The organism is Corallococcus exiguus, assembly GCF_009909105.1.
In the GTDB taxonomy this organism is placed as follows: domain Bacteria; phylum Myxococcota; class Myxococcia; order Myxococcales; family Myxococcaceae; genus Corallococcus; species Corallococcus exiguus.
This window is the reverse complement of record NZ_JAAAPK010000001.1, coordinates 669,832-691,702: the sequence shown is the minus strand read 5'-3', so window position 1 is coordinate 691,702 and position 21,871 is coordinate 669,832. Positions and strand designations below refer to the sequence as shown.

At 70.7% G+C, this 21,871-nt stretch carries 19 protein-coding genes and 1 tRNA gene; 13 read left to right on the top strand and 7 right to left on the bottom strand.

Annotated features, from left to right (window positions below; genetic code table 11):
• Positions 1–207: 207 nt before the first annotated feature.
• Positions 208–978 (top strand): hypothetical protein, encoded by a 771-nt coding sequence (locus tag GTZ93_RS02875; RefSeq protein WP_139919159.1) that lies wholly within the window; start codon positions 208–210, stop codon positions 976–978.
• Here the strand turns inward: GTZ93_RS02875 and GTZ93_RS02870 are convergent.
• Positions 975–2,018, bottom strand: a complete 1,044-nt coding sequence (locus GTZ93_RS02870; RefSeq protein WP_139919158.1) for a sulfotransferase — start codon at positions 2,016–2,018, stop codon at positions 975–977. The genes GTZ93_RS02875 and GTZ93_RS02870 overlap by 4 nt on opposite strands.
• A 310-nt stretch (positions 2,019–2,328) precedes the next feature.
• Between GTZ93_RS02870 and GTZ93_RS02865 the strand changes: the two genes are divergently transcribed.
• From GTZ93_RS02865 to GTZ93_RS02830, 8 genes are all read left to right on the top strand, one after another.
• Positions 2,329–2,796: a hypothetical protein gene (locus GTZ93_RS02865; protein ID WP_121751561.1), complete on the top strand. Its 468-nt coding sequence runs from the start codon at positions 2,329–2,331 to the stop codon at positions 2,794–2,796.
• Between the two features lie 16 nt (positions 2,797–2,812).
• Entirely contained in the window at positions 2,813–4,087 is a 1,275-nt protein-coding gene (locus GTZ93_RS02860) for a JmjC domain-containing protein (protein ID WP_120577424.1), read from the top strand.
• A gap of 4 nt (positions 4,088–4,091) precedes the next feature.
• A complete protein-coding gene (locus GTZ93_RS02855) occupies positions 4,092–4,361 on the top strand; it encodes an NHLP leader peptide family natural product precursor (protein ID WP_158624421.1) in 270 nt (89 codons plus the stop codon).
• Positions 4,362–4,423: 62 nt separating this feature from the next.
• Positions 4,424–4,966, top strand: coding sequence for a 2OG-Fe(II) oxygenase family protein (locus GTZ93_RS02850; protein ID WP_161662634.1), 543 nt, complete (start codon positions 4,424–4,426; stop codon positions 4,964–4,966).
• A complete protein-coding gene (locus GTZ93_RS02845; RefSeq protein WP_139919155.1) occupies positions 4,963–7,671 on the top strand; it encodes a thiopeptide-type bacteriocin biosynthesis protein in 2,709 nt (902 codons plus the stop codon). Before GTZ93_RS02850 ends, GTZ93_RS02845 begins: the two co-directional genes overlap by 4 nt.
• Positions 7,672–7,867: 196 nt before the next feature.
• Positions 7,868–9,163, top strand: coding sequence for a cupin domain-containing protein (locus GTZ93_RS02840; protein ID WP_161662633.1), 1,296 nt, complete (start codon positions 7,868–7,870; stop codon positions 9,161–9,163).
• Complete coding sequence (locus tag GTZ93_RS02835; RefSeq protein WP_139919153.1) at positions 9,153–10,217, top strand: sulfotransferase family protein; 1,065 nt, start codon at positions 9,153–9,155, stop codon at positions 10,215–10,217. Before GTZ93_RS02840 ends, GTZ93_RS02835 begins: the two co-directional genes overlap by 11 nt.
• Positions 10,218–10,242: 25 nt before the next feature.
• On the top strand, positions 10,243–11,436 hold the full coding sequence (locus GTZ93_RS02830) for a hypothetical protein (protein ID WP_139919152.1): 1,194 nt from the start codon (positions 10,243–10,245) through the stop codon (positions 11,434–11,436).
• A gap of 19 nt (positions 11,437–11,455) precedes the next feature.
• On the opposite strand, the gene GTZ93_RS02825 is transcribed toward GTZ93_RS02830, so the two are convergent.
• Both GTZ93_RS02825 and GTZ93_RS02820 read right to left on the bottom strand, forming a co-directional pair.
• Positions 11,456–13,336 carry an ABC transporter ATP-binding protein gene (locus tag GTZ93_RS02825; RefSeq protein WP_257979231.1) on the bottom strand — a complete coding sequence of 627 codons (1,881 nt, stop codon included), beginning with the start codon at positions 13,334–13,336 and terminating at the stop codon, positions 11,456–11,458.
• A 42-nt stretch (positions 13,337–13,378) separates the two neighbouring features.
• The gene (locus tag GTZ93_RS02820; protein ID WP_139919151.1) at positions 13,379–14,248 is read right to left on the bottom strand and encodes a flavoprotein; all 870 of its coding nucleotides are present in this window, start codon (positions 14,246–14,248) and stop codon (positions 13,379–13,381) included.
• A 235-nt stretch (positions 14,249–14,483) separates the two neighbouring features.
• On the opposite strand from GTZ93_RS02820, the gene GTZ93_RS02815 reads away from it, so the two are divergent.
• Positions 14,484–15,503 (top strand): radical SAM protein, encoded by a 1,020-nt coding sequence (locus GTZ93_RS02815; protein WP_139919150.1) that lies wholly within the window; start codon positions 14,484–14,486, stop codon positions 15,501–15,503.
• A 63-nt stretch (positions 15,504–15,566) separates the two neighbouring features.
• Here the strand turns inward: GTZ93_RS02815 and GTZ93_RS02810 are convergent.
• Positions 15,567–15,639 (bottom strand) — tRNA-Phe (locus GTZ93_RS02810).
• A 90-nt stretch (positions 15,640–15,729) separates the two neighbouring features.
• Positions 15,730–16,533: a sigma-70 family RNA polymerase sigma factor gene (locus GTZ93_RS02805; RefSeq protein ID WP_139919149.1), complete on the bottom strand. Its 804-nt coding sequence runs from the start codon at positions 16,531–16,533 to the stop codon at positions 15,730–15,732.
• A gap of 124 nt (positions 16,534–16,657) precedes the next feature.
• Here GTZ93_RS02805 and nhaR point away from each other — a divergent pair, with 124 nt between their 5' ends.
• Positions 16,658–17,557 carry a transcriptional activator NhaR gene (gene nhaR, locus GTZ93_RS02800; RefSeq protein ID WP_014393518.1) on the top strand — a complete coding sequence of 300 codons (900 nt, stop codon included), beginning with the start codon at positions 16,658–16,660 and terminating at the stop codon, positions 17,555–17,557.
• A gap of 6 nt (positions 17,558–17,563) precedes the next feature.
• On the opposite strand, the gene GTZ93_RS02795 is transcribed toward nhaR, so the two are convergent.
• Together GTZ93_RS02795 and GTZ93_RS42595 are read right to left on the bottom strand one after the other, a co-directional pair.
• Positions 17,564–19,162: an amidohydrolase gene (locus GTZ93_RS02795; RefSeq protein WP_139919148.1), complete on the bottom strand. Its 1,599-nt coding sequence runs from the start codon at positions 19,160–19,162 to the stop codon at positions 17,564–17,566.
• Between the two features lie 11 nt (positions 19,163–19,173).
• Positions 19,174–19,299 carry a hypothetical protein gene (locus tag GTZ93_RS42595; RefSeq protein ID WP_257979230.1) on the bottom strand — a complete coding sequence of 42 codons (126 nt, stop codon included), beginning with the start codon at positions 19,297–19,299 and terminating at the stop codon, positions 19,174–19,176.
• A 343-nt stretch (positions 19,300–19,642) separates the two neighbouring features.
• On the opposite strand from GTZ93_RS42595, the gene GTZ93_RS02785 reads away from it, so the two are divergent.
• Together GTZ93_RS02785 and GTZ93_RS02780 are read left to right on the top strand one after the other, a co-directional pair.
• Entirely contained in the window at positions 19,643–20,977 is a 1,335-nt protein-coding gene (locus GTZ93_RS02785; protein WP_257979229.1) for an NfeD family protein, read from the top strand.
• The gene (locus GTZ93_RS02780; protein WP_121751569.1) at positions 20,974–21,798 is read left to right on the top strand and encodes a slipin family protein; all 825 of its coding nucleotides are present in this window, start codon (positions 20,974–20,976) and stop codon (positions 21,796–21,798) included. The genes GTZ93_RS02785 and GTZ93_RS02780 overlap by 4 nt, the downstream gene beginning before the upstream one ends.
• The last annotated feature ends 73 nt before the right edge of the window (positions 21,799–21,871 follow it).

Genomic DNA, 21,871 nt, shown 5'->3' with positions numbered 1-21,871 from the left:
CACCTGATGGAGGACGCAAGCCCTTGAATCCTCCCTCATTCCGCCCGCAACCGCTTTCAATTCCAGGCCATTCCCATGCACCCACTCCGCGTCGCGCAACGCACGGCGATCCTCGGGCTCACGGGATACTCCCAGCTCTTCATTCCACCTATTCCAAACAATTTCACATTCATCCTCTTTCCCACCGGCACGGACGCTGAACAGCAGATGGATAGGGTTCGCGTCCTCAACGCGCCCCTGAACCAGGCCAACCTGCTGCTGCACGAGTGCTGCCGAGAGCTCGCGGCGCGCATGGGGGGCGGCCCGTTCCCCGCCCTGGAGGAGGCGCTGGAGGGATGGCGGCGGCAGATTGACGGGCGCACCAACCTGCGCAGCGTGGAGTACGCGGAAGCCGCCCTGGCGGCGCTGGACCAGCGCTTGTCACCCCGGCGTGCCCGCACGGAGATCGCCCGGCGGCGCCCCGACATCATCACGGCCTTCACCCGCGCTCCCGTGGACGTGAAGGGGCTGCTGCGCATCAACCTGTACCTCCCGGAGGAGGCGCTGGAGGACTCCCTGTCCGGCCTCATTCGCGGGGTCTTCGCGACGCCGGCCTCCTTCGGGTTGGTGGAGCGGCTGGAGGTGGCCAAGGTCCGGGTGGAGCCCTCCATCGCCGTCACCTATCCCACGCTCATCCTCTATTTGAGGGCCCACGCGAACCAGCCGGCGCTGCGGCCGAGGGTCGAAGCCCTCCTCCGGGGACTGGCCTCGCTCCTGGAACCGTTCAGGCGCGCCTCGCTCGCGGACGCCACGTACGCGGACCAATGGCACCCCAGCGCCACCGCGACCCAGGGGCTGCGCCTGCACAAGCGCTACCTGCACCTGCTGGCGCTGCTGAGCCGGGTCTACGACCGGCGGTCGAACTTCGCCTACCTGAAGGCACCTCCTTCGCGCGCCTCCAGCTTTCCCGGCGTGCTCGACCGCGTCCGGACCCGCTAGCGGAGCCGGCGGGGATGCCGGTCAAGCACGGAGAAGGCTGGCAGCGCCCAGCGCTCCGCCGCGCGCTCCACCGCCGGTCCCGCGACGCGCCGCTTGAGGGCGGTGTCCCCGGTGAAGGCCCGCTGGCCACTGGGGTCCTTGGAGTACACCCGCAGGCTCTTCTCGACGCGCGCCTGCTCCGCCCGGGTGGGCCGGACGCCGAAGGCCTCCATCACCGCGCGGATCCGCGGCAGGTCGATGTCCTCGTAGTTGAGCAGGGAGGCACGCCCGTCCGCGCTTCGCGCCGCGGCCGAGCAGAAGCTCCCCACCACCCGCGCGCAGTATTCCTCGGGCGTCATGTCCGCGAGCTGCTCCCCGCTCCAGCCAAAGTGCAGGGTCTTCCAGTCCGCGGGCATTCGCATCCAGCCCGGAGGCCGTGACAGGTTCGAGACCATGACGTCGACCGGGTTCCGGTAGACGAAGAGCCACGGCACGTCCGGCCACAGCCTCCGGATGACGTCGAGCTGCACGCTGTTGCGGCTGGTGAACTTCACGAAGTATCGCCGGTCGCCGGGCCGCCGCCGCTGCCCGAAGATGCGCACCATGCTGCGGAGCAACGCGTCGCGCCTCGCCTCCCAGTCTTCGCGCTCGCCCGGCCACACGCTGGGGGAGTACGGCGTCAGCAGCGTGCACAGCGGCTCTGGTTCGCCAGGGACGATGCTTCCGTCCAGGCACCGCAAGGCGTTCTGGACCAGCGTCGAGCCACAGCGGGACATGTGGAAGATGAACCCGGAAGGCTTGAGCGCGTCCAGGACGTCCCCCACCAGGTTCACCGTCCCCAGGCTCGTGCGGTTGCGGGTGATGCGCGGCTCACGCCGCATCAGCGCCTCCACCGCGTGCCGGTAGAAGGGGGCCTCCTCGTAGTGTTCCCCGGCCTGGAGCCACAGCACGCGCGGGACGTCGGCCTCCAACCGGACCGCGGCCGGAAGCCAGCCCTTCCAGAGTCTGGCCATGACGGCGCGGGAGGGCATGGGCAGGGGGTGCTGGATCTGGACGCTCATTCGAGAGGACACCTGCGCGAAGGGGACCGGATGAAAGGACTTGCTTGAACAGACGCGACCACGCGCGAACTCTAGCCATGGCGCGCCCCCGGGGGAAATGCCTGCCATCCCACGCCAGGATTGGCGGAATTTTGCAATGATTGCCCCCAATCCACCCAGGCCCTTCAAATAACGCCTGACGCCCTTGCAATCCACGACAATGCCTGTGTAGCTTGTCTTTGATGCAGAGCGCGCCGGGTGAGCGCCTGCCTTCAGTGATTGGAAGGGTCACCCGGGACACGCAAACACAAACGAAGTGCCCGGAGGAATCATGGCCAGCACGACAGGCAGGCGCACCACGACGACGTCCTCGAAGTCCGCCACGCGCACCGCCCAGAAGATGATCAAGCCCGCGGCGGCGCAGGGTCGCGGCCAGCGCACGAAGTCCGTCGTGACGCGCTCCCGCAGCACGGTCACGCCGCAGCTGGCCGCGGAGCCGGTCTTCGCCTGGGCCGAACTCAAGCCCCTGCTCAAGGCGCGGGCCCGCAACGATCCGGACTTCCGCAAGAAGTTGCTGGCCCACCCGGAGGCGGCCTTCGAGGAGGCCGTGGGCTATCCGCTGCCCAAGGGCCTGCGCCTGCAGCCCTTCGAGGAGACGCCCCAGCAGCTCTACATCATCGTTCCCAGGAGCGAGCGCAAGCTGACGGCCCTGGAGATCGAGGTCGTCCAGAGCGGCCTCGATTTCCCGCCGTCCTGCCCCGAGGACTGCCCCGGCGACAGCAACCCGCCGTCCTGCTAGGGCGCCCCGTCCCTCCGTGAAGCCCCGACCTCGCTCCGCCCGTGTCGCGCGGCAGGAAGCGTTCGCGCCTCCGGTCCATGCGCCGAGCCTCGAAGCCCTGCTCGGAGGCCTGACGCCAGTGGCCTTCCTTGCGGACCACTGGGAGCAGCGGGTCTACCACCTCTCCCGAGGGCAGCCGGACTTCTACGCGCCGCTGCTGCCCCGGGCGGAGATCGATCATCTGATCGCCTCCGCGCTCGCGCTGGACCCCACCAGCGTGGAGCTGCTGCCTCGCGCGCGGCCGGGGGACGCCGGGCGTCCCCTGGACGCCCAGCGCCTCCAGGAGGGCTACGACGCGGGCAACACCCTGCGCGTCAACGCGGCCCACCGGTTCCTGGGCCCGCTGCGCCAGCTCCGGGGACACCTGGAGCAGGGACTCGGCGCGCTGGTGAACGTCAACCTCTACTGCGCCCCCGCCCGTTCGGAGACGGCGCAGGTGCACTTCGACCGGCACTGCTTCGTGTTGCAGGTGTCTGGCCGGCGGAAGTGGAGCCTGTCGCCGCGGGAGACGGACCTGCCGCTCGAGTACGTCCCGCCCTTCCGCTTCGAGGACCTGGAGGATTCGCGCGGCTTCCGCACCCCCCGGTTCCAGCCGGCGGGGAGCGACGGCCCCACCGAGCACTTCGTGCTGGAGGCGGGAGACCTGCTCTACCTGCCCCGGGGCCACGTCCACGAGTCGCGCGCGGATGGCACCCATTCGGTCCACCTGACGCTCGGGTTCAAGACGCTCACGTACGTGGACTGCCTGGCGTCCGCCCTGTACCAGTTGGCCCACCGGGAGCCCGCCCTGCGCCGCTCCCTGCCGCCCGGCTTCCTCCTCGGAGGCACCGTCCAGGAAGAGGTGCACGAGGAACTCCGCCGGCTGGGGGAGCGGCTGCCCCAGGCGCTCGACGTGGAGGCAGCGGTCACCGACATCGCCCGGGCCTTCCTTCACAAGCGCGGCCAGCTCACGGGGATGACGCTGGGCGCGGAGGACGACGCGGCCCACCTGGGCCTCCAGGACCGGGTCGAGCGGCGGGCGGGGCAACTCCTGCACTACAGCGAGGGCGCGGGCAAGGCGCGGCTCCAGTTCGGACAACGGACCGTGTCGGTGCCGGCGGACTTCGGTGAAGCCCTGCGGTTCATCCAGCGAACCCCCCGCTTCCAGGTGCGGGCGCTACCGGGGCCACTGGATGACGAGGGCCGGCTCGCGCTGGTGGGCCGGCTGACCCGCGAGGGCCTGCTCTACGCCTTGCGCCAAGAGGAGGACTGACGGGATGGAGCGGCACTGGGAAAGCCCATGGCAGGCATTGAAGGTCGCGATCGCCCGGCGCGCGCGCGTCGATCCCCTCTTCCGCATGAAGCTGCTGGCGACCCCCCGGCGTGTCATCAAGGAGGTGCTCGGTGTCGACCTCCCGCCTGGGATTGCGCTGCACATGAAGGAAGAGGCGCCGCGGACCCTCTACCTGACGGTGCCGCCCAGCGCCGAGCCCCCCCGGGGACGGAGCCGTGGGCGCGCCCGCTCACGCCAGGGGGGGCGCCCATGAGCGCGGCCGGAAAACGTGCGCGCGCGCCAGCGCCGCGACCTTCGCGGCAGGTCGAGGCCTTCATGCCCCTGGAGGTGGGAATCGCCCTGGGCAAGCTCTTCACCCGCCAGCAGGCGAAGCGCATCGTGGCGCTGGCGAAGCAGTCCCCGGACTGGGATGCCGCGACGGTGCTGAACCGGGAGGGCAAGGTGCTGAAGCCCCAGGTCCGCTCGGCGCGGGTGCTGACCGAGAAGGTCCTCCCGGAGGCTTTCGCGGACTTCCGGGAGCGGCTCCAGTTGGCGCTGGCTGGCGCGGACTGGCTGCCCTGGAGGCACCTCATGCTGACGCCGCTGCAACTGGTCCGCTACGGCGTGAACGACTTCTACCGGCTCCACCGGGATGACCGCCCCGGCGGCAAGCGCCGCCTGTCCATCGTCTGCTACCTCAACGACGACTTCGACGGCGGAGAGACAGCCTTTCCCAAGCTGGACATCCGCGTCCAACCGCATGGCGGCATGGCCGTGCTCTTCGACTCCAGCCTGCTCCATGGCGCCGAGCGGGTCTCGCGCGGGGAGAAGTTCGTCTTCGTGGCGTGGTTGGCGACGCAGCCCGAAGAGGGCCCGTGACGCCGGGGGCCGCACCCGAGGCGTCCCTGGCCGGGATGGCGAGGCGGCTGGGACTCGGGGCGCTGGAGTTGGAGTCCCTGGTGCACGGCGCGCTGCGCCTGCCCGCCCTGGCTCCGGGCCTCCTGGCGGAGCTCCAGGCCCTGGCCCGGGACGACCCGGGTCAGGAGGCGGCGGCGCTCCACACCTGGCTGGAGGAGCAGCTCCAGCGTCCGGAGCTGCGTCCGCTCATCGCCACGGCCAGCCCCCAACTGCTCCAGTACTGGGAGGGCGGGGGGAAGGATGACGCCGCCCGGGGCGCCCTGCTGCGCTACCTGCTGCGCGCCGCCTCGCGCTGCACACCGGTGGGGTTGCTCGCGTGGGCGGCGGCGGCGCGCTTCGACGCACCGGAGGGCTGCTGGCCGGACCTCCGCGCGCTGCCCATTCGCGTCGCGGGACTCCAGGCGAACACCGGACACCGCCGGGTGCTGGCCTCGGAGCGCGTCCTCGCCCGTCGCGGCAACCGCATCGTGGCGGCGGAAGCGCACTCCCAGGAAGAGGCGCTCCTCGACTTCCGCGAAGAGCTGTGGCGCGAGCTGCGCGGCATCCATCCAGACCGCGGGCGCTCCCCCGTCCAGGAACAACTGGTGCGGGTGAGGCTGCTCGACACTGTCGCGCAGCCGGAGCTGACCGAGCGGTTCCTGAAGCCCGGTGAAGTGGACTCCTTCCAAGGCGTGACGGCGGCGGTCGTCGCCGAAACGGTCCCCCTGCCGGCATCGGTGCGGCGGGCCATCGCCCACCGGGCACTGGCGTTGCTGTCGTGCCAGTCGCTCCCCGACAGCGCCCGCAGGCTCCGGACCTATCACCGCCTGTTCCGGGACCGCTTCACGGACGAATGGGTCTGCGCCGCGGAGCTGGCGGATCCGCTCATCAGCGGACTGCCCGCGCCATGGGAGGCCGACCTGGAGCCCCCGTCACCCGCCGACGAGGCCCGTGCCCGCTGGCTGGCCACCGTGTACCACCGGGGCATGGCCGCCGGGGGGCGGGCCGTCCTCGAGGATGACGAGCTCTCGCGCTTCGCCGCCCCCGCCGCGCGGGAGGTTCCCGTCGCGGACGGGTTCGAGGCGGGCTGTCTGCTCGTCGCCTCCAGCCAGGCCGACCTGGAGCGGGGAGCGTTCACGCTCGTCCCAGGGAGCCTGCACGGCTCGGGCGCGCCGCATCGCTCGCTCGGGAGGTTCCTGGGGTGTCTGCCCCAGACCTTCCGCGACGAGGTCCTGGGCCACCAGCGGACCTGGGAGGGGGAGCGGGGAGCCCTGCACGCGGAGGTGGTCTGGACACGCGCGGACTCGCCTCCCTCGCTGCGCTGGGCCGCGCATGCCTGGTCGAGCGAGGTGATCTGCAACGGCGCTCCCCGGATGGCCTCCCGGCGGCGGGTCCTCCCCGAGGACGTGATGGTGCGGGCGGCGCCGGAGGGCTTCGTCTTCGCGCTCCGCGACGGCACGCCGCTGGTGCTGCACCAGGGTCACATGCTGGCCCCCCGCGCGAGCCCGCGCGTCGCGAGGCTGCTCCTGGAACTGGCGATGGAGGGCGCTCGCCATCCGGGAGGCTTCGACTGGCGGGAACTCGGAAACCTTCCCCGCCTGCCGCGCCTCACCTGGCGGGGGCAGATCCTCTGTCTGGCGCGCTGGCGGCCCGGCGGGCCGTACTCGCGGGAGCGCGCCGGGGCCCTGCGCGACTGGCGCGAGGCGAATGGCGTCCCCCGCGTCGTCTGCCTCGTGGAGAACGAGCGGCGGCTCCCCATCGACCTGGAGTCCCACTGGGGACGGACGGAGCTCCTCCGCGCGAGCCGGTCCGCCGCGGCCTCCTGCTATCTGGAAGAGGCGCCCTGGCTGGAAGAGGCCACCGCGAGGACCGTGGTGTGCGAGGTGGTCCCCAGCTTCCGCCGCCGGCTGCCCGCCCCGGCTCCGCGCCAACAACGGCCCCCCACCGACGGGACGCGGATCCACCGGCAGTGGCGCTCCTTCACCCTCTTCGCCGATGAGGCGGCGCAGCGCAGGCTGCTCGTCGCCTTGCGCCCCATGCTCCCCGCCAGCCCCGGTGACTGGCACTACGTCCGCTTCCAGGAAGGGCCCCGTCGGCTGGTCCGCCTGCGCTGGCGTGGCGAGTCCCCGCTCGACCGTTTCGAGTCCCTGCTCGACCTCGCGCTTGAGCACGGCGCCACGGACGTCCGCCAGGAGACCTTCCGCCCGGAGACCTTCCGCTATGGCGGCGCCGACGCGCTGGACGCCGCGCTCCGCGTCTTCACCTGGGACAGCGACTCCGCGCTCGGGAGCTGGGGCGCGGGCAGGGAGCCGGAGCGGCTGCTCATCGAAACGGGAGCGGTGATGGCCGCCTACCTGGAGCTGCTCCTGGGCCGTGCCGCGGGCGCCGCCGCGTGCCGCGAGCGTTCCCGGCGAACCGAGGTCGCGCCCCTCATCCGCCGGATCCGCGCCCGGCAGGACCTGCTGGAACGGCTGGGGAGGGACGCCCCCCCTCGGGCGCTGGTGGAGCTGCTGCGGGCATGGCGCGACGCCACTCCCAACGCGGGACCTCGTGAGGCGCTGTCCTTCACGCACATGGCCGCGAACCGCCGGCTGGGTTCACGGCGGGGACAGGAAAGCGTGGCACTGGCCCTCGCGGAAACGCTGCTCCAGGCCCGGATGCGCGCCGAACCCCAATCCTCGCGCTGAATGGCAACCGCCCCCGGCCGTCGTCTCCGTAATTCTTTACCATGACGGCTCAATGACGGGTCATTTCCCCGGAAACCCTTCACGCTTTCACTTGTCAGACACACAGCACCAGAACAATGATTGCCCGGGTCCTCCATCCGCCTGGGAAAGCCATGCATTGCCATCCACCCTCCCGCCAGGCCCGACTCCCTCTCCCGTGAAACCCAGACTCCGCTCCGCCCGGACCACGCGGCGGCAAGCCCTCGCGCCCGCCAGCTATGCCCCAAGCCTGGAGGCGCTGCTCGGAGACCTGACGCCAGAGGCCTTCCTGGCGGACCATTGGGAGAAGCGTTTCTACCGTCTTTCCCGGGGCCAGCCGGACTTCTACGCCCCCCTGCTGTCCCAGGCCGGGCTCGACCACCTGGTCGCCTCGGCCCTCGCGCTGGACCCGACCGCGGTCGAGCTGCTGCGCTCCGACCTGCCGCGCAACAGGATGAAGGACCCGACCCGCGCCCCCGACGCACAGCTCCTCCAGGCGGGCTACGAAGCCGGCAGCACGCTCCGGGTGAACGCGGCCCACCGCTTCTCGACCTCCATCCGCGACCTGTGCTTGTCATTGGAGCAGCGCCTCAGCGCGCCGGTGAACGTCAACCTCTACTGCTCACCGGCCAGGTCCCAGGGGGTGCAGGCCCACTTCGACCGCCACGACGTCCTCGTGCTCCAGGTGGCCGGCCGCAAGACGTGGAGCCTGAGCCCTCCGCCGGTGGACCTGCCGCTCGAGTACGTCCCGCCCTTCCGCTTCGAGAACCTGGAGGACGCCCAGCGCTTCCGCGTCACGCGCCACCAGCCCTCGCAGGTGGACAACTCGTCGCCGACCCAGCGCTTCACGCTGGAGCCGGGGGACCTGCTCTACCTGCCTCGGGGCCATGTCCACGAGGCCCGGACGGATGGCGGCCATTCGCTCCACCTGACGGTGGGCTTCAAATCCATCACCTACGCGGACTGCCTGGCCTCCGCCGTCTTCCAGCGGGCCCACCAGGAGCCCCGCCTGCGCCGCGGGCTGCCTCCGGGCTTCGCCAGCGACAGCGCCGCCTGGGATGAATTGCGCGGGGAGTTCCGCCGGCTGGGTGAGGCGCTGTTCCAGTCGCTCGACCCGGACGCGGCGGTCTCCGAGGTCGTCGAGGTCCTGATGAGGAGCCGCTCGCGCGTGTCGGGGTTGACGCTGGGCTCCGAGGAAGACGCGGCCCGTGTCCACGTGCGCAGCCAGGTCCAGCGGCGGTTCGGGCCCCTGATGCGCTACCGCGAAGGCGACGGCAAGGCCACGCTCCAGTTCGGCCAGCGGGCCGTGTCGGTGCCGGCGGACTTCGGCGAGGCGCTGCGCTTCATCTTGCGGACGCCGCGCTTCCAGGTGGGTGAGCTTCCGGGGCCCCTGGATGACGAGGGCAGGGTGACGCTCGTGCGCCGGCTGACCCACGAGGGGTTGTTCCACATCGTGTCGTCCAATGACGGGTGACTCCATGGGCGCGAAGCTGGTGCATCCCATCCCCCCGCCGCCCCGGGGCGCCATGGCGGCGCTCTGGGAGGGGTGGATTCCCGCCTGGGACCGTCTGGCCGAGGAGCCCCGCGGCATCGAATGGATCAACGAGGCGGGGCGCTTCCAGGAAGGGCCCTTCTACGACGAGTCCATCGCGCTCCTGCTCCAGCGCCATCCGCGCATCGGGCGCAACGTCAGCAGTCCGGCCACGGTCCATCAGGTGGCGGAAGCCATCGACGGGCTATCGCCCTCCGGCTTCATCTTCCACATGTCCCGGTGCGGCTCGACGCTGGTGCAGAACGCGCTGCGCTGCCTGGACGGCACCCTCGTTCCCGGCGAGCCCGACGTCCTGTCGTCGCTCCTGCTGGCCTCGGTGCCGGGCCCCAGGCCCCGGGGCGCGGCCGCCGCGGCGCAGGCGGAGCGGGACGCCCTGCTTCGCAGTCTGGTCAGGGTCTTCGGCCGGCGCCGCACGAAGCGCGACCGCCGGCTCTTCATCAAGTTCGCCAGCCTGGAGACCGTCCGTCTGGATGTCGTCCGCAGGCTCTGGCCGGACGTGCCGTGGCTCTTCATCTACCGGGACCCCGTGGACGTCGTGGTGTCCAACATGGCCCGCCCCTCCGGTTGGATGGACCGGCCCACACCGGAGCAGGTCAAACGGTACTTTGGCTGGGGTCCCCGGACCGTGGACGCCATGACGCGCGAGGAGTACTGCGCGCGAGCCGTCAGCCATTTCTGCGGAGTGGCCGCTGACAGCGCGGATGCGAAGGCCCACCTGCTCAACTACGAGGACATCGACCTGGAGCGGCTGGTGGCGGTCATGGATGCGTTTGGCGTCCACCCCACCCGGGCGGAGCGGGCGCGCGTCGAGAAGAGCCTGCGGGTGTACTCCAAGGACCCGCGGGGCAAGCGCCGCTTCATCGCGGACACCGCGCTCAAGCGGCGCATCGCGGGCCCCGCCGTCCATGACGCCGTCAAGCAATGGGCCCTGCCGGCCTACCGGCTGCTGAACCGGCACCGCAGGCGGATCCGCTAGGAGCGGCCCAAATCAAGGAGGCGCTGTGTCCAACCTCGTGGTGAACCCCTTCGCATCCATCGAGCTCACCCGCGAGCGCTCCGCCCCGGTCGGGCTCCGGGTCTCCGCGCCGTTTCCCGGGAGAGGAAGGCTGACGACCGCCATCGACAGCCGGCTGCACCCTCGGCTGTTCCAGTCGCTCCGGACGCTGGCGGAGAGCGCCCGGAGCCACGTCCGCGGCCGCCTGGAGTTGGACGAGACCGAGGTGTCGGTCCTGCGCGAGGCCGGATACCTGGTCCCGCCCTCGGAGGTTCCCCAGGCCCCGCGCTTCGGCTGCCTCCTGGGAGAAGACCTCCCGGCGGCGGGCCGCAAGCCGCGTCTCGCGCCCGGCACCGTCGTGGTGACGGGCTTCAAGCTGCTGACGGCGCCCCCACGGCTTCCTCGGGAGAAGCGCCATCTGGGCCTGCTCGGACTGACCGGGCGCTTCCCACTCGCGCTGGTGCGCGATGCCGTCACCGGCATCACCGCCGTCCACGAGGTCCCCGACTGGCTTGTCGGGGCCTGCACCCGGCTGCGGCCTGGCGGACCCGCGCCCACGCTCACGCCCCGGGAGTTCCAGGCGCTGAGGGCCGCGCGCATCCTCCTCTCCCAGGAGGAGCTCACCCGGGAGCGGGCCACCTGGCGCTACGCGCTCGACTCCGCGCGCATCCTCCTGGAGCACCGGGGCTATGCCAACATGGCGGGGCTCTTCCACCCCGCGCAGATGAAAGCCCTCCGCGCCTACTACCGGGGCCTCGTGAGCAGCGGGCTGCTGGTGCTGGGAGACCCCCAGAGCTTGCGCTACGTGCGGCACAACGACCCGGTCTCCAGCTTCTTCCACGAACAGCTCGCGGGCGTCGTGTCGAACCTCTTCGATGTCGAAGCCCGGCCCTCCTACAACTACCTGGGCTGCTACCAGCCCGGCGCGCGGCTCGCCCGCCACACCGACCGGGCGCAGTGCCGGTTCAGCGGAACCCTGCTGGTCGACTTCACGTCAGGCCGGACGGGGCCCGGCAGTTGGCCGCTCGTCTTCAGTCCGCCTGGCGGCAGGCCGGGCACCCTCCACCAGACATCGGGCGAGTGTGCGTTCTACCGTGGCTGCGACATCCCCCACGCCCGCCCCACGCTCCCCGAGGGCTGCCGCTCCACGTCCCTGTTCCTGCACTATGTGCCCCGGACATTCCGGGGGGCGCTGAGCTGAGGCCGGGCAGTCCGCGGGCTCAGCGCCCCGCGCGTCCCGAAGCAGGCTCGTCGCCGTGGCCGTCCGCATGGAGCTGGAAGAGATGCGCGTACTGTCCACCACGGCGAAGCAGTTCTTCGTGGGAGCCCAGCTCCTGGATCTCCCCGTTGTGCAGCACGACGACGCGGTCGGCGATCCGCACCGTGGAGAACCGGTGGGAGATGATGAGCGCGGTCCGGTCCTCGGCGAGGGCCCGGAAGCTCTCGAAGAAGCGCTGCTCGGCGCGGGCATCGAGGCTCGCCGTCGGCTCGTCCAGGATGAGCGCCTCCGCGTCGCGCATGAAGGCGCGGCTGACAGCCAGCTTCTGCCATTGCCCCACGGACAGGTCCTGGCCTGACTCGAACCACAGGCCCAGCAGCGTGTCGAGCTTCCGGGGCAGCGACTCGATGAGCGTGCTGGCACCGCCTTTCTCCGCCGCCGCCTGGATCCGCGCCGCGTCCTGCCAGTGCTGGGTGTCCCCCAGCCCGATGTTGTCGGCGGCGCTGAACTGGTAGCGGACGAAGTCCTGGAACACCGCGCTGAAGCGGGAGCGGAGGTCGCCGGGGTCCATGTCCCGCAGGTCGACGCCGCCGTAGGTGATGGACCCCTCCGTCGGCTCGTAGAAGCGCAGCAGCAACTTCACGAAGGTGCTCTTGCCCGCCCCGTTCTCCCCGACGACGGCGAGCTTCTCCCCCGCGGGGAGGGTCAGGTTGACGTGCCGCAGCGCCCACCCCTGCTGTCCCGCGTACCGGAACGACACGTCGCGGAACTCGATGGTCTGGGCCCGCCCCCGCACCGGGCTCCGCGGGGGAAGCACGCGCGCGCCCTCCTGGTCCGTGGGCACCGCGAGATACTGGAACAGGTCCGACATGAAGAGCGACTCCCGGTAGACGGACCCGATGGACAGCAGGGTCGCCTGGAGCGCCGTCTGCCCCTGCCGGAAGACCGCGATATAGAGAATCATCTCCCCCAGGGTGAGGACGCCCATGACGGTCCGGGCCACCACGAACGCATAGCACCCGTAGAAGGCGAGGATGGACAGCGCCCCGAAGCCCAGCCCGAAGGACAAACGCCGCCGCTCGTACTTCCGGTCCCGCTCGTAGAACAACCGGGCCAACCGCTGGTAGCGGTCCAGGATGATGGAGCCCAGGCCATACAGCTTGACCTCCTTGGCATGGTTGTCCCGCGTGAGCAGCCATTCCAGATAGTCGAGCCGCCGCGCGGCCCCCGCGCGCTCCGAGTGGAGCTCGAACGACTCGCGGGCGAGGCGTGCCTCCACGAAGAAGGCCGGCAGAGACGCCGCGACCAGGATGAGCGCGCTCCAGGGCGACAAGGCCAGGAGGAGCGCCGCGTAGCTCGCGAGCGTGACACCGTGCTGCACGGTCGAGAACAGGTTCACGACAATCACCAGGGGCCGGCTGTCCGCCACCCGCCGCGCCTTCTGCATCGTGTCGTGGACCTGGGGGTCCTCGAAGTGGCGCAGCTCCAACGCCAACGCCTTGTGAAGGATCTTGAGGTTGGTGGCGGTGGTGAGGCGCGCCTGGAGGACCTCGTGGACGAGCGCGATGAGCCGGCCCAGGGCGGCGGAGACAAGGACGAGCGCGAACTCCAGCGCCACCAGCCACAAGGTGTGGGAGGAGAGGGCCTCGCTCCGGGTCTTCGTGGCGGCCAGGACCCCATCGACGACGAGCTTTCCCACGTAGACGATGGCCGGCGGGAGCAGCGCCGCGAGCAGCGTCAGCCCCGCGCTCCACACCATGGAGGCCCGGTCCGCCTCCCAGGCGAGGCGAACGGTGGCACGCACCTGGGAGAGCACCGTCGCGAGCGACCGGACGCGAAGGCGTCCGTCACGCAAGAGCCGCTGGAAGGGAAAGACAGCCACCCGGGAACCCTCCTTGATGCGCGATGAGCGCCCATCCACGACTCACTCCCGCGAAACCTCGCGCGTCCGGGGCTTGCCGGCGGCCACGGCCGTCAAGGTCGCGAGCATGGCCCCGTCCAGCAGCCCCTGTGTCCCGAAGCCCAGACGTGGAGGCTCGCCCCGCGCAAGCCAGGCGACCTCCAGCCCCCGGTGAGGCTCCACGACATGGACGCCATCCGCGACGATGCGAGCCACGTTGCGCTGGACCGCGGGATGGTCCCACATGGCCTCGTTCATGGAGGGCACGACGATGACGGGGGCGCGGGTCGCGGTCACCACGAGTGACACCAGGTCGGAGCAGGCCCCCTGGGCCAGCCTGGCGATGGCGTGGGCGGAAGCAGGGCAGACAACGACAAGGTCGGCGGTGTCGGCGAGTTCGATGTGAGGGACCCGCACCTCTCCCCGGCGCGCGGACGCGCTTCCCCAGACCTGGATGCCGTGGGCCTCGAAGGCAGCGGGCGCCACGAAGGGCCGGGCCGCTCGCGTCACCACCACGTCGATCCTCCTGGCGAAAGGTTGGAGACGCGCGATGGAGGGGAGCATGTAGGCGCTGGCCACGGCCCCGGTCAGCCCGAACACGACCTTGCCGAGCGGTAGCTGTCCTCGCGCCTTGTGCCGGGGGGAGGACTTCGCGTCCAGCGCGTCCAGGGTCCGGCCCTCGGTGAGGCAACCGGCCTTCGCGAGCGCCTCCAGCACGGCAGGGCCGTTCTCCAGCTTCGCGGCGCCACGGCGCAGCTCGCGGCCAGAAAGCGGCACCGAGGCCAGACGGATCAACTCCGCGACGATCGCCGCGTCGGCACGGCGCAATTCCAGTGCCTCACGCCCGGAGACGACCAGACACCCGTCGGAGCGGCGCAGGACGGTGCAGGCCATGTTGCGAACATAGAAACACTCATCCTGAATGGGAATGACGACCTCCCGCTCTGCCCTGAGCAGACATTTCCTGTCAGCATGGAGATGGCCGGACCCCGAATCCCTGACGTTCCGGCCCCCCCTACAATGGCAATGCCTTCTAGCGTATTGCTTCGAATCCAGCCATCCCTGAAAGGCTCCCGCGAACGCGAGGGCCTCCGCGTCTCTCCACCTGTTCGGTCCAGGCTGTCAGCCCATGCAAAAGACAGTGACCCAAGGCAGCCCGTACTCTCGCGCGCTCGTCTGGCTTGTGACATACCGTTGCCCGCTGCTCTGCACTCACTGCCACTCCGAATCCGGCAGGCGCCCTTCCCGGCAGCTCCCGCCCCAGAAGATGCAGCAACTGGTCGACGTCCTGCTCTCCATGCGTTTGCGCCAGGTGACATTCTCTGGCGGGGAGCCGCTCACCGTCCCAGGGCTGACAGGGATTGCCGAACGCCTGTCCAATGCCGGTGTCCAGACAATCCTTTATACGAGTGGCTGGGGGATGACCGAGGCGCTGGCGCGGCGGCTCGGCGAAGTCTTTCACGAGGTCCATGTCAGCCTGGATGGCGCGACGGCGGACGTCCACGACAGGATTCGGGGACGTCCCGGCAGCTTCGTCCGGACCCTGGCGGCGCTGGAGCTGCTCAACCAGCACGCCTCCAGCGGGATGCGGCTCGACATCGAATGCGTGGTGGTCCGCAGCAATCACGACCAACTCGAGCGCTTCTGCACGGAGGTGGCGCCCCGCTTCCCGAGGCTTCGCCATCTGGTGTTGGGGGCCGTCGCGCCCTCGGGGCTGGCGACACGGGAGACCTTCGCCAGCCAGGAGTTCCTGACCGACGACGAGATGCACGCCCTGGACGACCCGGCGGTCACCGCGAGGCTGCAGGCGCTCGCGCCACCGGGCGTGGCGGTCCAGACGACCAGCAACTTCAGCCTCAAGACAGGCCGTGGCTGCTGGTACATCCAGCCGGACGGCGACGTGCAAGCGATGCCGTCCTACGAAGGCGCAGTCGGGAACCTGCTGAGTGAGCCACCCGAGCTCCTGTGGAGCCGCTGCCAGGAGCGGCGCGGAGATCCCTTCGTCCGCTCGATGCTGGATGGGGCGCGGACCGTCCAGGAATGGGTGGAGGCGGTGCGGCGCATCGACCTGCGCTTCGGGAGCGAGGAAGACCAGGCGCGCATTGGTGCGCGTGCAGCGCATCCGGCACCGGCGCGTGCGAGCCGCTGACGTCAGAAACGACGAAGGGCGCCGGACCGGAGTCCGACGCCCTTCAGATTCTTCTTACTGGTGTGCCCAAGGGCGGAATCGAACCACCGACACGGGGATTTTCAGTCCCCTGCTCTACCGACTGAGCTACTTGGGCGTACCGCGCACCGCGAGCGGCAGCGCCGATTTACGGTCACTGGCCCGCGACGTCAACCTCTTTCCGCCAGCCCTCCTCCTCGCTCGACACTCAGGCCGCCAGCCGGGGCGCTTCGCTGTCCCAGGCCGTGCAGCCCGCCGTCAGCCGCTGGCGCAGCTTCTGGCGCAGCCCCTGCTCGATCTGCCGGATGCGCACCGCCGTCACCCCGAAGCGCTTCGCCAGGAACTCCGCGCTCACCCCGTCCTCCACCAGCATCCGCTCCTTCACCAGCGCCCGCTCCCTCGCGTCCAGCTCCGGCCAGGCCGCCGCCACGCTCTGGTGCAGCTTCTCCGCCCAGGCGCCCCGGTCCGCCTGCTCCTCCGCCGAGTCCTCGTCCGACTCCAGCATGTCCAGCCGCGTCACGTCCCCCTCCAGGCCCAGGGGCGCGTTCAGGGACACGTCCTTCGCCAGCGCGTCCGTCCCCCGCACCACGTCCTCCTCCTTCTTGCCCAGCGACTCGGCCAGCCGCTTCGTCACCTCCGGGTGGCCCTCGCCCCAGCGGGCCTCCAGCCGCGCCCGCTCGCGCCGGAGCTGGAAGACGATCCACGGCGCGCGGCCCCCCGCCATACTCCAGGTGCGGGACACGTACGCCCGGATGCGCGCGCGGATCCACTGCTGCGCGTAGGCACCGAACGGCACTCCCCGCTCCTCGAACCGGCGCGCCGCCTCCACCAGGCCGACGTTGCCCTCCGACATCAGCTCCTCCAGCGACAGGCCCGTCCAGCGGTACTTCCAGGCCAGCCGGCGGACCAGCTCCAGGTGCCCCCGCACCCGCATCTCCACTTCCGCCGAGTCCACCTCGGTCGTCTCCACACCCTCCACCGTGGACTCGAGCTCCTCGTAGATGGCTTCCATGACGCGTACCTCCCCAATCAGTCCCCCGCGCACCCATCGCGCGGTGACGGACGTAGAGATAAGCGGGGACGACACTTTAAAAAATGAGCTAGTTTGGATGAAAACCTTCGGTTATTTCTAAGTCATGGCGTGGCTCAACTACCACCATCTCCTGTATTTCTGGACGGTTGCGCGGGCGGGCAGCATCGCCAAGGCGAGCGAAGAGCTACACCTCGCCCAGCCCACCATCAGCGCCCAAATCAAGCTGCTGGAGGAGTCGCTGGGCCACCAGCTCTTCGAGCGCAAGGGCCGCAAGCTCGTCCTGTCCGACGTGGGCCGCACCGTCATGCGCTACGCGGACGAGATCTTCCGCCTGGGCAACGAGCTGAAGAACGTCGTCTCCGGCCTGCCCACCGGCCAGCAGCTGCGCCTCAACGTGGGCGTGCTCGACGTCATCCCCAAGCTCGTCGCCGAGCAGCTGCTCAAGCCCGCGCTGGATGCCGGGCCCTCGCTGCGCATCATCTGCCGCGAGAGCCCCCTGCCCCAATTGCTCGCACAGCTGGCGCTGCATGAGCTGGACGTGGTGCTCGCGGACGCGCCTGGCTCCGAGCCCGTCAGCGTCCGGTCCTTCAACCACCTGCTGGGTAAGTGCGGCGTGACGTTCTTCGCCGCCCAACCCCTCGCGCACCTGCGCAAGGACTTCCCGCGCTCGCTCGACGGCGCTCCCATGCTGCTGCCGTCGGAGGAGTCGTCGGTGCGCCGCTCGCTGGATCTGTGGTTCGAGCGGCTCGGCATCCGGCCCCTCATCGCTGGTGACTTCGACGACAGCGCGCTGCTCCAGGCCTTCGGACAGAAGGGGCACGGCATCTTCGCCATGCCCTCCATCATCGACGCCGAGGTGCAACGGCAGTTCAACGTCACCGCCATCGGGCACACCGACGAAATCGAGCAGTGCTTCTACGCCATCACCGTGGAGCGCCGCCTGCGCCACCCCGCCGTCGTCGCCATCGCCGAGGCCGCGCGCTCGCACATCTTCGGCGGGTGAGCCGCGTCACCCGTCCGCCCGGAACACCTCCGCGCCCGCCACCACCGTGGCCAGCACGCGCGCGTCCACCAGCGCCGCTGCGGGCCCCTCCAGCGGATCCTCCGACAGCGCGACGAAGTCCGCGTCCAGGCCGGGCTTCAGCCTTCCGCGCCGCGCCTCCTCGAAGGACGCCCACGCGGGCCCCACCGTGAAGCCCTCCAGCGCCTCCGCCGCGCTCAGGCGCTCCTCCGGATACCAGCCGCCCTCCGGCCAGCCCTTCGCGTCCTGCCGCGTGCGCGCCGCGTAGAGCCCCGCGAGCACGTCCGGGTTCTCGATGGGGAAGTCACTGCCCAGCGCCAGGTGCGCGCCCGCGTCCTTCAACCTGCGCCAGGCGTAGGCCCCCCGGAGCCGCTCGCGCCCCAGCCGCGTCTCCGCCCACGGCATGTCACTGGTGGCGTGCGTGGGTTGCACGCTGGCCACCAGGCCCGCCGCGCCCAACCTCCGGATGTCCTCCAGCCGCAGAATCTGCGCGTGCTCCACGCGGTGACGCAGGGCCTTCGTGCCCGTCCGCTCCGCGCCTCGCAGGAGGACGTCCACGACCAATGTATTGGCACGGTCTCCAATGGCGTGGATGCACACCTGGAAGCCCTTCGCCATGAAGGCCTGTGCCCGTGCCTCGAGTTCCTCGGGCGAGAGGAGCAACAGGCCGCGCTGGCCGGGCTCGTCGCTGTAGTCGTCGTGCAGCGCCGCGCCCCGGCTTCCCAGCGCTCCATCCGCCAGGAACTTCACCGAGCGCATGGACAGGTGACGCCCCTGCCACGGCCCCTGATCCAGATAGCCGTGACGCTGTTCCCCCTGCCCCGCCGCCATCGCATACACGCGCAGGGGCAAGGTCCCCGCGGCGTCCCAGTCCTGCAACATGCGGAAGGCCTGCAGGTCCATGCCCGCGTCGTGCACGCCCGTGAGCCCGACCTGCGCGCACCGCTCCAGGGCGGCTCGCAACCGGGTCTCCAGTTGCTGGCGCGTGGGCGCGGGAATGGCGGCCTCCACCACGTCCATCGCGTTGTCCACGAGGACGCCGGTGGGCTCGCCGTTCGCGTCCTTGAGGATGCGGCCGCCTGGCGGATCCAGCGTGTCCCGCGTGATGCCCGCGCGGCGCAGTGCCTCGCCGTTCACCCAGGCCGCGTGATGATCCACCCGCATGAGGAACACCGGCGTCGTGGGGAAGCGCGCATCCAGTTCCTCGCGGCCAGGGAACACGGCGCCGGGCCACTCGTTCTGGTCCCACCCCTTGCCGAGCAACCAGTCCCCCTGGAAGCTCGACGCGGGCGCCTTCGCCAGACGCTGGAGGACGTCCTCCACCGAGGGCGCCTTCTCCAGGCGCACCGTGGTCAGGCTCTTCCCCAGACCGTGCAGGTGCGCGTGCGCGTCCACCAGGCCGGGCACCACCGTGGCGCGGCCCAGGTCCACTTCACGCGCGCCAGGCCCCGCGGCGGCGCGCGCTTCCGCGAGCGTCCCCACCGCGAGCACCCTTCCGTCGCGCACCGCCAATGCTTCCGCGCGCGGACGCTCCGCATCGAGCGTCCACACGCGCTCCGCCTTGTAGACCGTGGTCTCCGCCGTCATGGCGCGAAAGACTACCCGCCGCCCTCGGGGAAGCCACCGTCCACGTCCGGCGCATTGACGGGACCCGCGGGGCCCGCCGGTTCGTTGGGCACGTTCTGGATGACTTCGCGGTTCGTGTCCGGGCCCTGGATGGGCATCTGGTCCTCAGTCCCCGGGGGCTGGGTGGTCCTGCAAGCTCCCGCCCCAACAGCGGACAGGCCCAGAGCAGCAATGATCAGCACGGCACGGCGCATGAAACCTCCTGGAAGAAGAGCGAGAGGCTGACCCTAAGGAGGTGCGTCCTTCTCCAGCAACGCGCATCCCCTCCATCGTCCAGGACTGGATGCACAAGCGGGGCGCCGGGCCCTCCCTGCCCGCCTGCCCTCCAAGCCCCCGGCTTCAAGACCCGGTCATCCGAAGGTCCGATGCACATCGTTGTCCGAGTGCGTGTGCGCGAGGGGCACGCATTCGGGGGCGGACATGCGGGACCACGTCGACAGGATGAGCTGGCGCCGTCACGTCCTCTGGGGCTGGCTCCTGGCCTTCCTCTTCGTGGGCCTCGCCGCTCCGGCGGCGCCCGCGTCGCCGTCCTTCGTCGCGCGGTGCGAGCTGGAGGGCGTGGTGGATGCCGGCTCGGGCGCGTACCTCACGGACTGCGTGAAGCGCGCGGAGGACGGGGGAGCCTCGGCGCTGCTCGTGCGGCTGGACACTCCGGGTGGTTCATTGGACGCCACCCGCACCGTGGTGCGCGCGTTCCTGGGCTCGCGCGTTCCCGTGCTCGTGTGGGTGGGACCTTCCGGCTCACGTGCAGGCAGCGCGGGCGTGTTCATCGCGCTCGCATCGAATGTGAGCGCCATGGCTCCGGGGACGAACATCGGTGCGGCGCACCCCGTGGGGCTTGGCGGTGAAGACGTGGAGCAGGTGGGTGGCGAGGAACTCGCCCGCAAGGTGGAGAACGACACGGTCGCCTTCGCGGAGGGCATCGCCCGGCAGCGGGGCCGCAATCCGGAGTGGGCCGCGGCCGCCGTGCGCGACAGCGCCAGCGTTCCCGCGGACCGCGCCGTGGAGCTTCGCGTGGTGGAGCTCGTCGCTCCCACCGAGGCCGACTTCCTCTCCGCCGTCGATGGCCGCCGCGTGGAGGTCGCGAATGGAGACACCGTGACGCTCGCCACCCGCGAGGCCCGCGTGGTGTCGCTGGAGCCGGGGCTGTCACAGCGGGTGGTGCATGCGCTCGCGCAGCCGTCGCTCATCTACCTGCTGTTCCTCGTCGCGGCGCTGGGCCTGGTGGTGGAGCTGTCCCATCCGGGCGCGGTGGCGCCGGGGCTCATTGGCTGCGTGGCGCTGGTGCTGGCGTTGATGGCGTCGGCGACGCTGCCGGTGCGCTCGGGGGCGCTGGTGCTGATGCTGGTGGGCGTGGGGCTCATCCTCGCGGAGCTGTTCGTCACCAGCGGACTGCTGGGCGCGGCGGGCGTGGGGCTGTTGATATTGGGCGGCGTGTTCCTGGTGGATCGCTTCGAACCGGGCTGGTTCGTGGAGCCATCCTTCCGCTTGTCGTGGGGCGTGATGCTGCCCACGGCGCTCGTGTTCGCGGGGACCGCGGCCTTCATCGCGTACCGCAGCGCCCAGACACGCAAGCTGCCACAGCGGGGCGGCGACGCGGGGCTCGTGGGCGAGGCCGGCACGGCGCTGGGCCTCGTCACGCCCTCGGGCGGCGAGGTGTTCGTCCACGGCGAGCGCTGGCGCGCCGTCTCCTTCACTCCCATCCGCGAGGGCGCCCGGGTCGTGGTGCGCGCCGTGGAAGGGCTCACCCTCACCGTCGCGGAGTCGATGCCATGAACGAGCTGGTTGGAGCGCTGGGTTGGCTCATCCCCGTGGCGCTGCTGTTTCTTCTCTTCATCTCCGGCGTGCGCATCGTCACCGAGTACCAGAACGGCGTCGTGTTCCGGCTGGGCCGCTACGTGGGACTCAAGCGCGCGGGCTTCCGCTGGCTCATCCCCTTCGTCGAGCGGATGGTCATCATCGACCTGCGAACGGTGGCGCGCGACGTGCCCCCGCAGGACGTCATCACCAAGGACAACGTCAGCGTGAAGGTCAACGCCGTCGTCTACTTCCGCGTCATCCAGGCGGACAAGGCCGTGCTCCAGGTGGAGGACTACCTCTACGCCACCAGCCAGATTGCGCAGACCACGCTGCGCGCCATCCTGGGCCAGGTGGAGCTGGACGACCTCTTGTCCCAGCGCGAGCGCATCAACCACGAATTGCAGCAGGTGCTCGACGCGCGCACCGACCCGTGGGGCGTGAAGGTCTCCAACGTGGAGGTGAAGCACATCGACCTGCCGTTTGAGATGCAGCGGGCCATCGCGCGGCAGGCCGAGGCCGAACGCGAGCGCCGCGCGAAGATCATCGCCGCGGAAGGCGAACACCAGGCCGCGGAGAAGCTCGCCCTGGCCGCGGACGTGCTCAGCCGCAACCCCGCCACGCTCCAGCTGCGCTACCTGCAGACGCTGGTGGAGATCACCAGCGGCGGCAACCACACCATCCTGCCCATCCCCCTGGAGCTGCTGCGCGCGTTCGGCGCCGTGCCCGCGCGGCCCTTCCGCCCGGAGGAGGCCCGCGAGGAGGAGGAGGACGAGGACGCGTCCCACGGGCCGTCTTGAAACGCCTCCGGCGGAAACGACGAAGGTCCACCCGCGCGCGAGGCACGGATGGACCTTTCGGGTGAGACGCAGC

Coding starts and splice junctions, on each gene's coding strand:
- GTZ93_RS02875 (WP_139919159.1), top strand. CDS start 208: ATGGATAGGGTTCGCGTCCTCAACGCGCCCCTGAACCAGGCCAACCTG.
- GTZ93_RS02805 (WP_139919149.1), bottom strand. CDS start 16,533: ATGGAAGCCATCTACGAGGAGCTCGAGTCCACGGTGGAGGGTGTGGAG.
- GTZ93_RS02815 (WP_139919150.1), top strand. CDS start 14,484: ATGCAAAAGACAGTGACCCAAGGCAGCCCGTACTCTCGCGCGCTCGTC.
- nhaR (WP_014393518.1), top strand. CDS start 16,658: ATGGCGTGGCTCAACTACCACCATCTCCTGTATTTCTGGACGGTTGCG.
- GTZ93_RS02870 (WP_139919158.1), bottom strand. CDS start 2,018: ATGAGCGTCCAGATCCAGCACCCCCTGCCCATGCCCTCCCGCGCCGTC.
- GTZ93_RS02835 (WP_139919153.1), top strand. CDS start 9,153: ATGACGGGTGACTCCATGGGCGCGAAGCTGGTGCATCCCATCCCCCCG.
- GTZ93_RS02820 (WP_139919151.1), bottom strand. CDS start 14,248: ATGGCCTGCACCGTCCTGCGCCGCTCCGACGGGTGTCTGGTCGTCTCC.
- GTZ93_RS02865 (WP_121751561.1), top strand. CDS start 2,329: ATGGCCAGCACGACAGGCAGGCGCACCACGACGACGTCCTCGAAGTCC.
- GTZ93_RS02850 (WP_161662634.1), top strand. CDS start 4,424: ATGCCCCTGGAGGTGGGAATCGCCCTGGGCAAGCTCTTCACCCGCCAG.
- GTZ93_RS42595 (WP_257979230.1), bottom strand. CDS start 19,299: ATGCCCATCCAGGGCCCGGACACGAACCGCGAAGTCATCCAGAACGTG.
- GTZ93_RS02855 (WP_158624421.1), top strand. CDS start 4,092: ATGGAGCGGCACTGGGAAAGCCCATGGCAGGCATTGAAGGTCGCGATC.
- GTZ93_RS02780 (WP_121751569.1), top strand. CDS start 20,974: ATGAACGAGCTGGTTGGAGCGCTGGGTTGGCTCATCCCCGTGGCGCTG.
- GTZ93_RS02795 (WP_139919148.1), bottom strand. CDS start 19,162: ATGACGGCGGAGACCACGGTCTACAAGGCGGAGCGCGTGTGGACGCTC.
- GTZ93_RS02785 (WP_257979229.1), top strand. CDS start 19,643: ATGAGCTGGCGCCGTCACGTCCTCTGGGGCTGGCTCCTGGCCTTCCTC.